The sequence below is a fragment of the Mycobacterium sp. Dal123C01 genome (genome assembly GCF_052566995.1).
Map to the genome: position 1 here is coordinate 4068972 of NZ_CP199580.1, position 13168 is coordinate 4082139.

Below are 13168 nucleotides of genomic sequence, written 5' to 3' on the forward strand. Positions count from 1 at the left end.
CTACCTCGCGTCTGTTCCGGTCAGCCGGCGCGCGCCCAAGCCGAGTACCACCAGCGCGGCCACCGCGACAAGCAGGATCGACAGCGCCACAGCGGCGTTCGCGTCGGTCACCCGTTGCAGATAGATCTCCAACGGCAGGGTGCGGGTGACGCCTTGACGCGAACCCGCAAACGTCAGGGTCGCGCCGAACTCCCCCAGCGAGCGGGCGAACGCCAGGACCGCGCCGGACATCAGGCCCGGCAGCAGCAGCGGCAGGGTGACCCGCCACCACACCGTGCTGGGCCGCGCCCCGAGCGTGGCCGCAACCACCTCATAATCGGATCCCGCAGTGCGGGCGGCACCCTCGAGGGAAATCACCAGAAACGGCAACGAGACAAAGGTCTGCGCCAGCACCACGGCCGTCGTGCTGAAGGCGATGCTGATCCCGGCTGCTTCCAAGTACTGCCCGATCAGTCCGAGCCGGCCGAACGCGTAGAGCAATGCAATGCCCCCCACTACCGGCGGCAGCACCAGCGGCAGCAGGATCAGCGGCCGCAGCAGCAGGACCAGTCGCGCGGTGCTACGGGCCAGCACCAGTGCCATCGGTACGCCCAGCAACACGCACAGCACGGTGCTCGCGGCGGCGGTCTTCAGGCTCAGCAACAGGGCCGTCTTCGACGATGAGCTGGTGATCAGCGACCAGAAATTCGGCCAATCAACCTTGACCGCGATCGCCAGCAGCGGCAACACCACGAAGAGAGCCCCCACGGCGGCGGGGACAAACACCCAGCGGGGCAGGTCATTACGACGCTCGCTAATACGTACACCTCTCACTGACTGACGGCATTCACCCTGAAAACCGCCAGGTGCGCGGGGCGCGGACTCGGACTCCTGAAGACGTTAGCCCGGAAACGGGGAGTCAATGAAGCGTGCGGCTGTTGCATTGGTCGCGGCCGTGACGACCTCTTGTACGCCGACGGCGGTGGCGGTTGCGGCAGCAACGTCACTCGGCGCGGGCCTACCTGAGCAAAACGGCACATCAGCAAATATAAGTTGGTAGAAGTGGGGCATGATCCCAGAGGACCTCGCGCAGGCCGGCCTGTTCTTTGGACACAATCTGCAGTCGCCGACCGACGCGCCGACCACGCAAAATGCGCCGGGTGAGCTGGAGCGCTGGTTCGACGGACACACAGATGGCGACGGCGTCTGGAAGTGGCGGCACTACTTCGACATCTATGAACGCCACTTTCGTAAGTTCGTCGGCCGTGAGGTCCACATGCTGGAGATCGGGATCTACAGCGGCGGCAGCCTCGAGATGTGGCGCGAGTACTTCGGCGACGGCCTACACCTCTACGGCGTCGACATCGCACCTGAGGTCGTCGCCTACCAATCCGACGAGGTGAAGATACTCGTCGGCGATCAGGGCGACCCGAACTTCTGGGCGCGAGCGATGGCCGACATCCCGAAGCTCGACATTGTGATCGATGACGGCGGCCACCAGCCGCACCAGCAGCGCGTCACCCTTGAATCCCTGCTGCCGTTGCTCTCACCTGGCGGAGTGTTCCTGTGCGAGGACATCCACCACCCCCGCAACGAGTTCTGGAACTACGTGAACGGCCTGGAGCGCAACCTTCACCATTGGGAGGTCCAGGCGGTCGGACCGGGCCGCGAGGCGACGATCGGGCCGAGCAACTTCCAGCGGCTGATCTCATCGGTGCACCAGTATCCGTACGTGGTCGTGCTGGAGCGCCGCGACGAGCCGCTCGCCACGCTGCAGTCGGAGCGCCATGGGACCAATTGGCAGCCTTTCAGCAGCGCTGCGCACGGCGTCGGCACCGACCGGCCGGCGCGCCACTAGGGCTTTGCGAAGCCCGACTGAGCCAGGATCTTCTGGCCCGCATCGGACGTCACCAGGGTCACGAACTTTTGCGCCGTCGTCGCCTGCGGCGCCTTCTTCAAGACCCCGATCGGATAGACGTTGACCGCGCCGGCGGCCTCGGGGAAGTTGACCGTCGCGACTTTGTCCTTGGCGCTCTTTGCGTCCGTGACGTAGACCAGCGCGGCGTCGGCCTGCCCGGTGGTGACCTTGTTGAGGACATCGGTCACGCTGGGTTCCTCACTGACCGGGTTGAGGTGCACTCCGGTGTTGTTCTCGATGCGCTGGGTTGCCGCTCCGCATGGCACCGGCTGCTGGCAGGTCACCACGCTGATTCCCGGCTTGGCCAGGTCGGCGAAGGAACCGATTTTTTTCGGATTGCCCGGCGCGGTGACGATGACCAGCGTGTTGGCCGCGAAGTTCGTCGGGTCCCCGGCCAGCAGTCCGGCTTTGACGACGGTGTCCATCTGCGCGGTGTCCGCCGACGCGAAGACGTCGGCGGTCGCGCCCTGGGTCAACTGGGTGGCGAGTTCGGAGGAACCCGCGAACTCGAATTCGACACCGCTACCGGGATTGTCGGTCTTGAACTGCTGACTGATCTGGGTGAACGCGGGCTTGAGCGAAGCCGCGGCAAACACCACGATCGAGCCGGTGGGCGCCGGTGACTGCCCGGCTGACGGCGACGGCGTTTTCGAACTACACGCCATCAAGCCCGCGACGAGAACCGTCGATACCAAACCGGCCAGCACCCCGATCCGACGCATGATCAGACCCTAGCTTGCGGAAGGTTAAGGGGTGACGGCCAAAGAGTTACCGAAAATTGTCTGCGCGTCGGGGCGTCCTTAGTTTCCCCTTAGAGCTACTGTCCAGTAACATCGACGGATATCGGTGCCTTAACACGCTGAGATTCCAGGCGTCGGCGGGTTTGGGTTCGACGTTGAACACGAGGAGGTCATGGCAGTGGAGGTGCTGGTCACCGGCGGCGACACGGAGCTCGGCCGCACAGTTGCCGAGGGTTTTCGCGATGACGGTCACAAGGTGACCCTCGTCGGTTCACGCCGCAGCGATCTCGAGGTCAACGCCAAAGAACTGGACGTCGACGCGATCGTCTGCGACACGACCGACCCGGCCAGCCTCGAGGAGGCTCGCGGGTTGTTCCCCCATCACCTGGACACCATCGTCAACGTGCCGGCGCCGTGCTGGGATGCCGGCGACCCACGTACCTATTCGATTTCCGACACCGCCACCGCGTGGCGCACCGCGCTCGACGCGACGGTGCTGTCGGCGGTGCTGACGGTGCAAGCAGTTGGCGACAATCTGCGCTCCGGTGGTTCCATCGTCAGCGTCGTGCCGGAAAATCCGCCCGCGGGCAGCGTCGACGCCGCAATCAAAGCGACACTGTCGAATTGGATTGCCGGGCAGGCAAGCGTTTTCGGCACTCGCGGGATCACCGTCAATGTCGTGGCAAGTGGGCGCAGCGCCCAGGCCGGCTACGACGGTCTGTCACGCACGCCGCTTTCCGTCGCGGCGGAGGTCGGTCGGTTGGCGTTGTTCCTCACCACCCCGGCGGCCCGCCACATCACCGGCCAGACCCTGCACGTCAGTCACGGCGCACTCGCTCAATTCGCCTGAGCGTCGGTCGCTTTAGTCGCCGCTCGCGGCGGTAGGCGGCGTGGCTATTCGGCTTGGTGGCCACTGCTCGGTATGTAACCGGGGTCGCATCGGGCGTTGTACATGATGCGAATCACGTTGGTGTGACCAGGCGTAATGGGCCGGTGTGGTTGATTACACAGGCTTACTAGTGGGTTTCGGAGCAGTCGGTTGACTAGCGTTATAGCTAACTGCTAGCGCACGATATGAAGCCCCATCAGGAGCATCGGAAGCAATGAGCCCCCACCCAGAAGCTACAGCTGAACCCCAGCGACGGCACCGCGTCGTGATCATCGGATCGGGATTCGGCGGACTCAATGCGGCAAAGAAACTCAAACGGGCCGACGTCGACATCAAGTTGATCGCACGCACCACGCATCACTTGTTCCAGCCGTTGCTGTACCAAGTCGCCACCGGGATCATCTCCGAGGGCGAGATCGCGCCGCCGACCCGGGTTGTCCTGCGCAATCAGCGCAACGTCCAGGTCCTGCTCGGCAACGTCACCCATGTCGATCTGGCCAACCAGTGCGTTGTCTCGGAGTTGCTTGGCCACAGCTACGACACTCCGTACGACAGCCTGATCGTCGCCGCCGGCGCCGGCCAGTCCTACTTCGGCAACGACCACTTCGCCGAATTCGCACCCGGTATGAAGTCGATCGATGACGCGCTCGAACTGCGCGGCCGCATCTTGAGCGCTTTCGAGCAGGCCGAGCGCTCAAGCGACCCCGAGCGCCGCAGGAAGCTACTGACGTTCACCGTCGTCGGGGCGGGCCCCACCGGTGTCGAAATGGCCGGGCAGATCGCCGAATTGGCTGAGTACACCTTGAAAGGTGCTTTCCGGCACATTGATTCGACCAAGGCGCGGGTCATTCTGCTCGACGCCGCTCCAGCGGTCTTGCCGCCGATGGGCGAAAAGCTGGGCGAGCGGGCAAAAGCGCGGCTAGAGAAGATGGGTGTCGAGATCCAACTCGGCGCCATGGTCACCGACGTAGACCGCAACGGCATCACCGTCAAGGACTCCGACGGCACCGTCCGGCGCATCGAATCCGCCTGCAAGGTCTGGTCTGCCGGCGTGCAGGCCAGCCGGTTGGGTCGCGACATCGCCGAGCAGTCGCCCGCCGAGCTTGACCGGGCCGGGCGGGTCAAGGTGCTTCCCGACTTGTCTGTCCCCGGCTACCCGAACGTGTTCGTCGTCGGTGACATGGCCGCCGTCGAGGGCGTGCCGGGAGTTGCGCAAGGCGCTATCCAGGGCGCCAAGTACGTCGCCAACGCGATCAAGGCCGAACTCGACGGGGCAGACCCAACACAGCGTGAGCCGTTCCAGTACTTCGACAAGGGCTCGATGGCCACGGTGTCGCGGTTTTCCGCGGTGGCCAAGGTCGGTCCGCTGGAGTTCAGCGGCTTTATCGCCTGGCTGATGTGGCTGGTGCTGCACCTTGTCTATCTGATCGGCTTCAAGACAAAGATCACCACGCTGCTCTCGTGGACGGTGACGTTCCTGAGCACACGGCGTGGACAGCTGACGATCACCGACCAGCAGGCCTTCGCGCGAACACGGCTCGAACAGCTGGCCGAACTGGCTGCCGAGGCCCGCGAGTCGACCACGACCCGGGCCGCCAGTTAGCCGAGCAGCCGGTCCGCCTGCCACGTGCTGAGCGTCCCGCCACCTGCCAATGTCAGCACGGTGGATGCGTTGGGCATCGAGCTGCTGATGAAGTCTGTTGCCGGATAGCATAATTCGTTGATAGTTGCCCGCGGGGCGGCGATGCTGTCGTCGGCCACCGACCCGGCGCCTAATTCCACCCGGTGCCGCAACAGCGGGCGATCGTCGAGGTCGGCCCGCAGCGATCCCGACCAGAACCCTTCGCGCTCATTGCATCTGCCGATCTGCACCCGTTCACGGAAGCGGACGCTGCCGTCGCCGCGCAGGAACAACACCACCGTCGACACATGTCGCGCATCGGCGGCGACGACCGTCGGTTCGAGATCGACGTCGAGACTGCCGCTCACCTCGATGTCCCAACTTGCCTGCGATGTCAGGGTTTTTGGCCCGGGCAAGGCCACGGTCGCCGCGGCGCTGCGCAGCTTCAAGACGGCACCGGCCTCGACGATGACCCGGACATCGATGGTGTCGCCGCCCAGCGGGGTCGCCGCCGCCGACACCAGGTGCACGGTATCGGTTGCGGTGCAGCGGGCCTGGATACCGCCGCTGCACTGGATGCGGGGTAACCGGTCACTGGACGCGACCAACAGGACCTTTGACAGCATCGGTGCGCCGTCAGCCGGTAACGGCCAACTGAGCGTGCACCCACGCCAGCACCTCGGTCGCGGTCGGATCCTTGGTTAAGGACTGCAGCACCGTCGGGCGGCCGTCGCGCACCGCGTCGGCGTCGCGGGCCATCACATCCAGGTCGGCGCCTACCAGCGGCGCGAGGTCAGTCTTGTTGACTACCAACAGATCCGAGTAGGTAACACCTGGTCCGCCCTTGCGCGGCACCTTATCTCCGCCGGCCACGTCGATGACGAAAATCTGGACGTCCACCAGGCCCGAAGAGAAGGTCGCGGTGAGGTTGTCGCCGCCGGATTCGACCAAGATCAGGTCCAGCGCTTCGTGGGCGGCGATCAAGTCGTCGATCGCGTCGAGATTTGCGGTGATGTCGTCACGGATCGCGGTATGCGGGCAGCCCCCGGTCTGCACGGCCGCGATCCGGTCGTTTGGCAGCACTGCGTGTTTGCGCAAAAAGTCAGCGTCCTCGGTGGTGTAGATGTCGTTGGTCAGCACCGCCAGCGAAAGCTCTTCACGCAGTTGCCGGCACAACGCGGCGACCAGCGCGGTCTTGCCGGAGCCGACCGGTCCGCCGATGCCGATGCGCAGCGGCTCCGCCGGCTGCCTGACGCGCCTTGGCCGATCGACTTGTGGATGCGGATGGCTGTGCGAATGTGTTGGCATGTCATGTCTTCCGGGAGACGAATGCGAGTTGTTCGCGTTCGGCGCGTTGTTAGGCAGGTATCGACCCCATGATGTCCAGTCGGCCAGGTAAGCGGGCGGCTGCTGGGGTGGTTGCCAGGAAAGTCACAGCGGTCTGACGGCTATCACGGACTTGAGTCCGAGGTCGAGCAGGTACGTTGAACCGTGGCGCGCCGAGACGGCCGCCCGGACGAGTTCGCCGTACCCGGAAAGCGACAAGACGGTGACCGCGGGATGCCTAGCGCGCCGGTCAGCCGAAAACGGTCTTTGAACAGTTCGTCCGTTTGGTCCTGGTCGTCGGGGCATCCTCCACCGCGAGTTACTCGACGAGAGGAAAACGATGATAAATCCGTTCGCAGGCAACGCCGATATTCCCAACCGCGAAGGGGCGTGGGCACAGCAGGCCGAAGCCGAGCTGTCGAACCGGCGCCACCTCGAAGAGATCGAACGCTGTCTCTCCCACGGGCTGGAAGCGGCTCCCACCATCAACGACCGCACGTTGTCCACGTTCTCGCGCGGCGAGCTGCCGCACTTCGCCGGGGAGCGCGGAACGTTTCTGAAGTGCCCGTTCCTGGAAGACGTGCACGATGTGGGCGACGCCGAGGTGGCCGTCTTCGGCGCACCGCTCGACGCGGGGACTACCTACCGACCGGGAACGCGGTTCGGGCCGATGGGAATTCGCCGCTCCACCAACCTGTTTGGCACCTATTGCTACGAACTGGGGGTCGACCTCCGGGAGCAGCTCAACATCGTCGACATCGGCGACGTGGTGACCATTCCCGCCAATATCGAGAAGTCGTTCGACCAGATCAGCACGGCCATGTCCCATGTGGTCTCGCAGGGAGTCTTCCCGGTGATCCTGGGTGGCGACCACTCCATCGGGTTCCCGACCGTGCGCGGACTGGCGCCGCATATGGACGGCAACATCGGCATCATCCACTTCGACCGTCACGTCGATACCCAGGAAACCGATCTCGACGAGCGGATGCACACCACGCCGTGGTTCCACGCCACAAACATCAAGAACGCGCCGGCCACCAACCTGGTGCAGATCGGAATCGGCGGGTGGCAAGCGCCGCGCGCGGGAGTTCAGGTAGGTCGCCAGCGCGGAAGTACCGTGATCACCGTCGGGGACGTCGAACGCGTCGGGATCGAAAAGATCGCCGAAACGGCGCTGGAAATCGCATGGAAAGACGCCAAGGCGGTGTACCTGTCGTTCGACATCGACGTGATCGACGCCGGATTCGTACCCGGCACCGGCTGGCCCGAGCCGGGCGGTCTGCTGCCGCGCGAAGCGCTCAACCTCATTCGGCTGATCTCCGAACCCGGACTCAACGGGATCGAGGTGGTGGAGTGCTCACCGCCTTACGACTGGGCAGAGCAGACCGCGCTGCTGAGCAGTCGGGTCATCCTGGACAGCTTGGCGGTCATGGTGCGGGCGGGCAAACTCGGCAAGAAACCAGCCGCGCTGAAGCGCGAAGCCTGGGGACCGTACGCCGACTAGTCCCCGCTTGCGTATGAATGTCCTCCGCAGGATCCACGAAGGCAGCAGCTTTGTAGGTGCTGCCGGGCCGAAACCAGGATGATCGAATTGCCTGTCCTCGATTAACCCCGGCCACTTCGGGCCCGCGGCTTCAGAGGCCTCGGGATACGCGCCAGTGAGCAAATAGCTCAGTGGTTATATAGCAAATTATTGTGCGAGACTTTTGATTGCGCTGATTCCCGCTACTCGCTGCGCATGCACAGCGAGTAGCGGGACGGCGAGCCGGCCGGGTGCATGCGCGGCTGGCGACGTGTCCTGCTGTTGGCGGCGCGCCCACGCGGAGATATATCTCGAAGATCAGAGGCATATCTCCAGGCGCGCTCTCCAGGGGGCAGGTGTGCGGTTGCGCGAGTCGGCCTCGGCGGGGATGCCTAGCGACGTGCGCTGGCGATGGGACGTCGTACCAGCTGGATTCAGCCCATTTTCGCGACGTGGAAGTACTTCCCAGCTAATTCCCAGTGGTTAACCATGGTTAATCCAGATATATCCCTGAATATTGCTATTTGTGCGACAGCGACGACGTGAGAGCGCAGTTCTATACACGCGCGCGGCGACGTTAATGGGGCGACATCGCACCATTCGCGCGCTGGCCATCGCGCGCGAACCCGAGCGTCAAGCCATCACTCGCTTCGGGCCCGATGCGTTTGATTTGGCGTCTGGACGGCGCGTTACGGGGGTTTCGTAGTGGATTATGCGGCGCTCCCGCCCGAGGTCAACTCCGGGCGGATGTATGCGGGCGCGGGGGTCGGGCCCCTGGTGGCGGCCGGTGCGGCCTGGGATGCGTTGGCGGCCGAGTTGAGCTCTGCGGCAACGTCGTATCGGACGGTGATGTCGGAGCTCACAGCTGGGCCGTGGGTGGGGCCGTCGTCGGGAGTGATGGCGGCCGCGGTGGCCCCGTATGTGTCGTGGATGAATACCACTGCGGCACAGGCTGAGCAGACCGCCGGCCAGCTCGGGTCGGCGGTTGCCGCCTATGAGGCGGCGTTTGCCGCGACGGTGCCGCCGCCGGAGATCGAGGTGAACCGGGCGTTGTTGGCATCGCTGGTGTCCACCAACGCTTTTGGGCAGAACACTCCGGCGATCGCGGCCACCGAGGCGCAGTACTCCGAGATGTGGGCCCAGGACGCCGAGGCGATGTATGGCTACGCCGGCGCCTCGGCAACGGCAACGAGGTTGACCGCCTTCAACGCTGCGCCGCAGACCACCAACCCGTCCGGGACGCAGATGCAAGCCGCCTCCGTCAACCAAGCCGCGGTGTCCTCGGCCGGGCCGAGCGCCCAATCAGCACTGTCGAATGTGCCGAACGCGCTGCAGAGCCTTTCGACCGGGTCGATTGCCACCCCTTCGGACCTCGACCCAGGGCTGGGCGGCCTGCTCGACGCCCCCAGCGGCGGCCCCACAGGTCTCAACTTGTTCACCCAGAATGTCGGTAACTGGGCCCTTGTCATCAGTGGCCCCTTGTTCACTGCTTCGGGAATCACGCCCCTGTTGGGTGGGCTATACGGGCTCGCGTTGCCGACGGCGGCGGCGGTGGCCGGTGACGTGACCCCGGCGGACGCCGGGCTGGGCAACCTGGTGGATTCGCATGGGCCGGGCGCGAGCCCGGTCTCGGCCGGACTGGGCAAGTCGGCCGCGGTCGGTGAGTTGTCGGTGCCGCAGTCCTGGGGTACCTCCCCGGCAGTCCGGCTGGCCGCCAGCGCAGCGCCCCTAGCGCCCGCCGGGCTGGGCGGCGTGCCTGTGGCACCGGCCGCCGGGCCCGGAGGGTTCTTCGGCGGCATTCCCCCGATCGGCAGCCTGGTCAATGCCCCCAGGGGCGAGCAGACCCCTGCTCGCTCCGGCTCGGACAAGAAAGTCATCCCGACAATGCCCGGAGAGTCGGGCACTGCCATGCCCACTGGAAGCCAGCCCGCGCGGCCGCAACCGGCCCGCCGGCATGTCGCCAGCGCGTTGAGCGAAAGCGAACGCGAGGAGCTCGAAAAGCTGCGCAAGGATATCGCCGATGTGGCGACGGAGCGCGATGCGGCGGCGCGCCTGATCAAGGAGGCGATGCTGTGACCGCCCCGATGGACTTTGCGGGGATGCCCCCCGAGGTCAACTCCGCACGGATGTACGCGGGCGCTGGGGCGGGGTCGTTGGCGACAGCCGCGGCAGCCTGGGAGAAACTGGCCACCGAATTGAGTTCGACGGCAGCGTCCTACCGGGCGGTGGTGTCTGAACTGACGGGTCAGCCGTGGGTGGGTCCGTCGTCGGGGGCGATGGCCGTCGCGGTGGCGCCGTATGTGTCGTGGATGAATAGCACTGCGGCACAAGCACAGCAGACCGCCGCCCAGCTGGGGTTCGCGGTGGCCGCTTACGAAGCGGCGTTCGCCGCCACCGTGCCGCCGCCGGAGATCGAGGTGAACCGGGCGTTATTGGCATCGCTGTTGTCCACCAACACTTTTGGCCAGAACACTCCGGCGATCGCGGCCACCGAGGCCCAGTACTCAGAGATGTGGGCCCGGGACGCCGCGGCGATGCTCGGCTATGCCGGCGCGTCGTCGGCGGCAACCAGGTTGACCGCCTTCAACGCTGCGCCGCAGACCAGCAATTCGAGCGGAACCTCAAGCCAGAACGGCGCAGTAGCCAAGGCTGCGCTTTCGGGGACCAACCAGAGCGTCCAATCAACGCTCTCCGGGGTGCCCAACCTGCTGCAGAAAGCGGCATCCGGATCGCCTTCCGGAACCTCCGGAACGTCTGGAGCGTCTTCGGGATCGGGTTCGCTGCTGGACTTGTTCAACAACTTCAGCGCAAACACCATCGGCTACCAAATCCTTTCCGAGGGCTTGAACTTCGACGCGTCCGGCTCGCTGCTGACCCTCGCGCCGCCCGTCGCCGCGGCCTGGAATCCGTTGGTCAGTTCGCTGTCGGCACCGGCGGCCGCGGCGTCTTCGGTGTCGGGTTCCGGTTCAACCCTGGCGAATTCGTGTGGAGGCTCGGCGGGTCTGGGCAACGCCGGGGCGTCGGCGGGCTTGGGCCAGGCGGCTTCGGTCGGCGAGTTGTCAGTGCCGCAGTCGTGGGGCAACTCCCCCGCGATCCGGTTGGCCGCCACCCAACTGCCCGGCGCAGGGCTGGACGGTCTGCCGCAGACCGGACCGATCGGGCCGGGTTTCTACGGTGGCATGCCACCGATGGGGCCGGTCGCCAGTGTGGTCAATGCCCCGCGCGGCGAGCAGGGCCGTCTCCGAGCCGGCGCACGCCACAAGGTGATTCCCGCGGCGGCGGCGGAATCGGGCATGCACGGTGACCCCGCGGCGCGCTGGGTCGAGCCAACGGCGCCCGCGGAGGACGACGGCGCGGTCAGTGAGCGCGACGAGCTCAACCAGCTCCGCAGGGCGATGGCCGATGTCACCAGACAGCGCGATGTCCTCAAGCGCACGGCGGCGACCTTGATTAAGGAGGCAACGCAGAAGTAGCGACTGCTGTCACTCGATCGCTGACCGAGTGACGGGACTTCAAAAGGAACAGCTCGTTTGGCATATCGACGATGGGAAGTCAGGGCAGATGTTCTTCACAAAACCGGCCACGCGGTCTGCGAAAAGTTGGGATGGCGATGTGGCTTATGACTCGAAACACATTGCAGCCCCGGAGGATATAGAGTTCGCTACGTCATTGCCGGATGCCGCCGGCAGCTCGGCGGGTGCCGCGCCCGACGACGAGGACCAGGTACAGCTCAAGGCCCTCGGATTCCAGTCGGACTTCAAGCGAGACATGAGCCCCTGGGCGAACTTCTCGTTGGGATTCACCTACCTGTCACCGGTGGTCGGCATCTACACGGTGTTCGCGTTCGCATTGTCAGCCGCCGGCCCGCCGATGATTTGGAGCCTGCTGATCGCCGGCGTCGGGCAGATGCTGGTCGCGTTGGTGTTCAGCGAGGTGGTGGCGCAGTTCCCGGTGGCCGGCGGTGTCTATCCCTGGGCGCGGCGGTTGTGGGGACGCAAATGGGCATGGATGACCGGATGGGTCTACATGTTCACGCTGCTGGCTCTGCTGGCCGACGCCGCCTATGGTGCGGGCCCGTATGTGGCTGACGTGTTCGGCTTCTCGCGGTCCCCGCACGCCACGGTTCTGTGTGCGCTCGTCATGTTGGCGCTCGCCACGGCCATTAATCTCACCGGCACCAAGATGCTTGGCTACTTCGCCATCTTCGGCTTCAGCGCCGAACTGATCGGCGCTCTGGTGGTGGGCATCTGGCTGCTGTGCACCCAACGCCACCACGGGCTCGGGGTGCTCTTCCACAGCTTCGGAGCGCAAGGAAACCACAGCTACACGTACGCCTTCCTGGCCGCCAGCCTGATCGCTCTCTACCAATTCTTCGGTTTCGAGGCGTGTGGTGACGTCGCCGAGGAGGTCCGCAATCCCGGCGTGCAAATCCCCAAGGCGATGCGCCGCACGATCTACGTCGGCGGCTCGGCAGCCACCTTCGTCTGCCTGAGCCTGATCCTGTCGGTCACCGACTTCGGCGCGGTGATCAGCGGCAAGGACGCCGATCCGATCGACACCATCCTGAAATCGGCCTTCGGCGGCGTCGGCGCCAAGGTCGTCCTCTGCATCGTGTTGATCTCGTTCGTGTCGTGTGCGCTGAGCCTGCAGGCGGCCGCCAGCCGGCTGATCTACTCCTACGGCCGTGACGACATGATCATCGGCTCGAAGTTGCTTGCTCGCTTCGATCACAAACGCCACGTGCCGCCTTACTCGCTGCTCATCGCGGTCATCATCCCGGCGCTGCTGATCATCGGATCGCTCATCTCCAGCGACGCACTCACCAAGCTCGTCAGCTTCGGTTCGGTCGGCGTCTACATCGCGTTCCAAATGGTGGTGCTTGCCGCCCTACGGGCGAGGATCAAAGGCTGGGTGCCGACCGGGAAGTACCGGCTTGGCCGGTGGGGAGTGCCGGTCAACATCGGCGCGCTGATCTACGGCGTTGCGGCGATCGTCAATCTGGCCTGGCCGCGCGAGCCCTACCAGCCCTGGTACGACGACTACATCATTCTGCTGATGTCGGTGACGGTTGTCGGCCTCGGCATCCTGTACTTGGTCTTGACCCGAGCCCACACAAAGAGCACCTCGGCGCACGCTGACGCTATCCCCGCGCGGTGATGCCACCAAAACACCT

The 13168-nt window shown here is 65.2% G+C and carries 11 protein-coding genes and 1 riboswitch; of the genes, 7 read left to right on the plus strand and 4 right to left on the minus strand.

The window, feature by feature from the left end; translation table 11 throughout:
* On the minus strand, positions 1 to 798 hold the full coding sequence (locus ACTXG5_RS19225; RefSeq protein WP_445164498.1) for an ABC transporter permease: 798 nt from the start codon (positions 796 to 798) through the stop codon (positions 1 to 3).
* Between the two features lie 250 nt (positions 799 to 1048).
* Here ACTXG5_RS19225 and ACTXG5_RS19230 point away from each other — a divergent pair, with 250 nt between their 5' ends.
* The gene (locus tag ACTXG5_RS19230; protein ID WP_445160306.1) at positions 1049 to 1837 is read left to right on the plus strand and encodes a class I SAM-dependent methyltransferase; all 789 of its coding nucleotides are present in this window, start codon (positions 1049 to 1051) and stop codon (positions 1835 to 1837) included.
* On the opposite strand, the gene modA is transcribed toward ACTXG5_RS19230, so the two are convergent.
* Positions 1834 to 2619 carry a molybdate ABC transporter substrate-binding protein gene (modA, locus tag ACTXG5_RS19235; RefSeq protein WP_445160307.1) on the minus strand — a complete coding sequence of 262 codons (786 nt, stop codon included), beginning with the start codon at positions 2617 to 2619 and terminating at the stop codon, positions 1834 to 1836. The genes ACTXG5_RS19230 and modA overlap by 4 nt on opposite strands.
* 190 nt (positions 2620 to 2809) lie before the next feature.
* Between modA and ACTXG5_RS19240 the strand changes: the two genes are divergently transcribed.
* Both ACTXG5_RS19240 and ACTXG5_RS19245 read left to right on the plus strand, forming a co-directional pair.
* Positions 2810 to 3487 carry an SDR family oxidoreductase gene (locus tag ACTXG5_RS19240; RefSeq protein WP_445160308.1) on the plus strand — a complete coding sequence of 226 codons (678 nt, stop codon included), beginning with the start codon at positions 2810 to 2812 and terminating at the stop codon, positions 3485 to 3487.
* Between the two features lie 253 nt (positions 3488 to 3740).
* Complete coding sequence (locus ACTXG5_RS19245) at positions 3741 to 5129, plus strand: NAD(P)/FAD-dependent oxidoreductase (RefSeq protein WP_445160309.1); 1389 nt, start codon at positions 3741 to 3743, stop codon at positions 5127 to 5129.
* On the opposite strand, the gene ACTXG5_RS19250 is transcribed toward ACTXG5_RS19245, so the two are convergent.
* Together ACTXG5_RS19250 and ureG are read right to left on the minus strand one after the other, a co-directional pair.
* Complete coding sequence (locus ACTXG5_RS19250) at positions 5126 to 5773, minus strand: urease accessory protein UreD (protein WP_445160310.1); 648 nt, start codon at positions 5771 to 5773, stop codon at positions 5126 to 5128. The genes ACTXG5_RS19245 and ACTXG5_RS19250 overlap by 4 nt on opposite strands.
* A gap of 10 nt (positions 5774 to 5783) precedes the next feature.
* Positions 5784 to 6455 carry an urease accessory protein UreG gene (ureG, locus tag ACTXG5_RS19255; RefSeq protein WP_445160311.1) on the minus strand — a complete coding sequence of 224 codons (672 nt, stop codon included), beginning with the start codon at positions 6453 to 6455 and terminating at the stop codon, positions 5784 to 5786.
* Between the two features lie 185 nt (positions 6456 to 6640).
* A riboswitch (guanidine-III (ykkC-III) riboswitch) is annotated at positions 6641 to 6703 on the plus strand.
* Positions 6704 to 6813: 110 nt separating this feature from the next.
* Here ureG and ACTXG5_RS19260 point away from each other — a divergent pair.
* The 4 genes from ACTXG5_RS19260 to ACTXG5_RS19275 all read left to right on the plus strand — a co-directional run bounded on the left by ACTXG5_RS19260 (position 6814) and on the right by ACTXG5_RS19275 (position 13152).
* Positions 6814 to 7977, plus strand: coding sequence for an agmatinase family protein (locus tag ACTXG5_RS19260; protein ID WP_445160312.1), 1164 nt, complete (start codon positions 6814 to 6816; stop codon positions 7975 to 7977).
* Between the two features lie 723 nt (positions 7978 to 8700).
* Positions 8701 to 10071, plus strand: a complete 1371-nt coding sequence (locus tag ACTXG5_RS19265; protein WP_445160313.1) for a PPE family protein — start codon at positions 8701 to 8703, stop codon at positions 10069 to 10071.
* A complete protein-coding gene (locus tag ACTXG5_RS19270) occupies positions 10068 to 11468 on the plus strand; it encodes a PPE family protein (protein ID WP_445160314.1) in 1401 nt (466 codons plus the stop codon). Before ACTXG5_RS19265 ends, ACTXG5_RS19270 begins: the two co-directional genes overlap by 4 nt.
* Positions 11469 to 11664: 196 nt before the next feature.
* On the plus strand, positions 11665 to 13152 hold the full coding sequence (locus tag ACTXG5_RS19275; RefSeq protein WP_445160315.1) for an APC family permease: 1488 nt from the start codon (positions 11665 to 11667) through the stop codon (positions 13150 to 13152).
* Positions 13153 to 13168 lie beyond the last annotated feature (16 nt).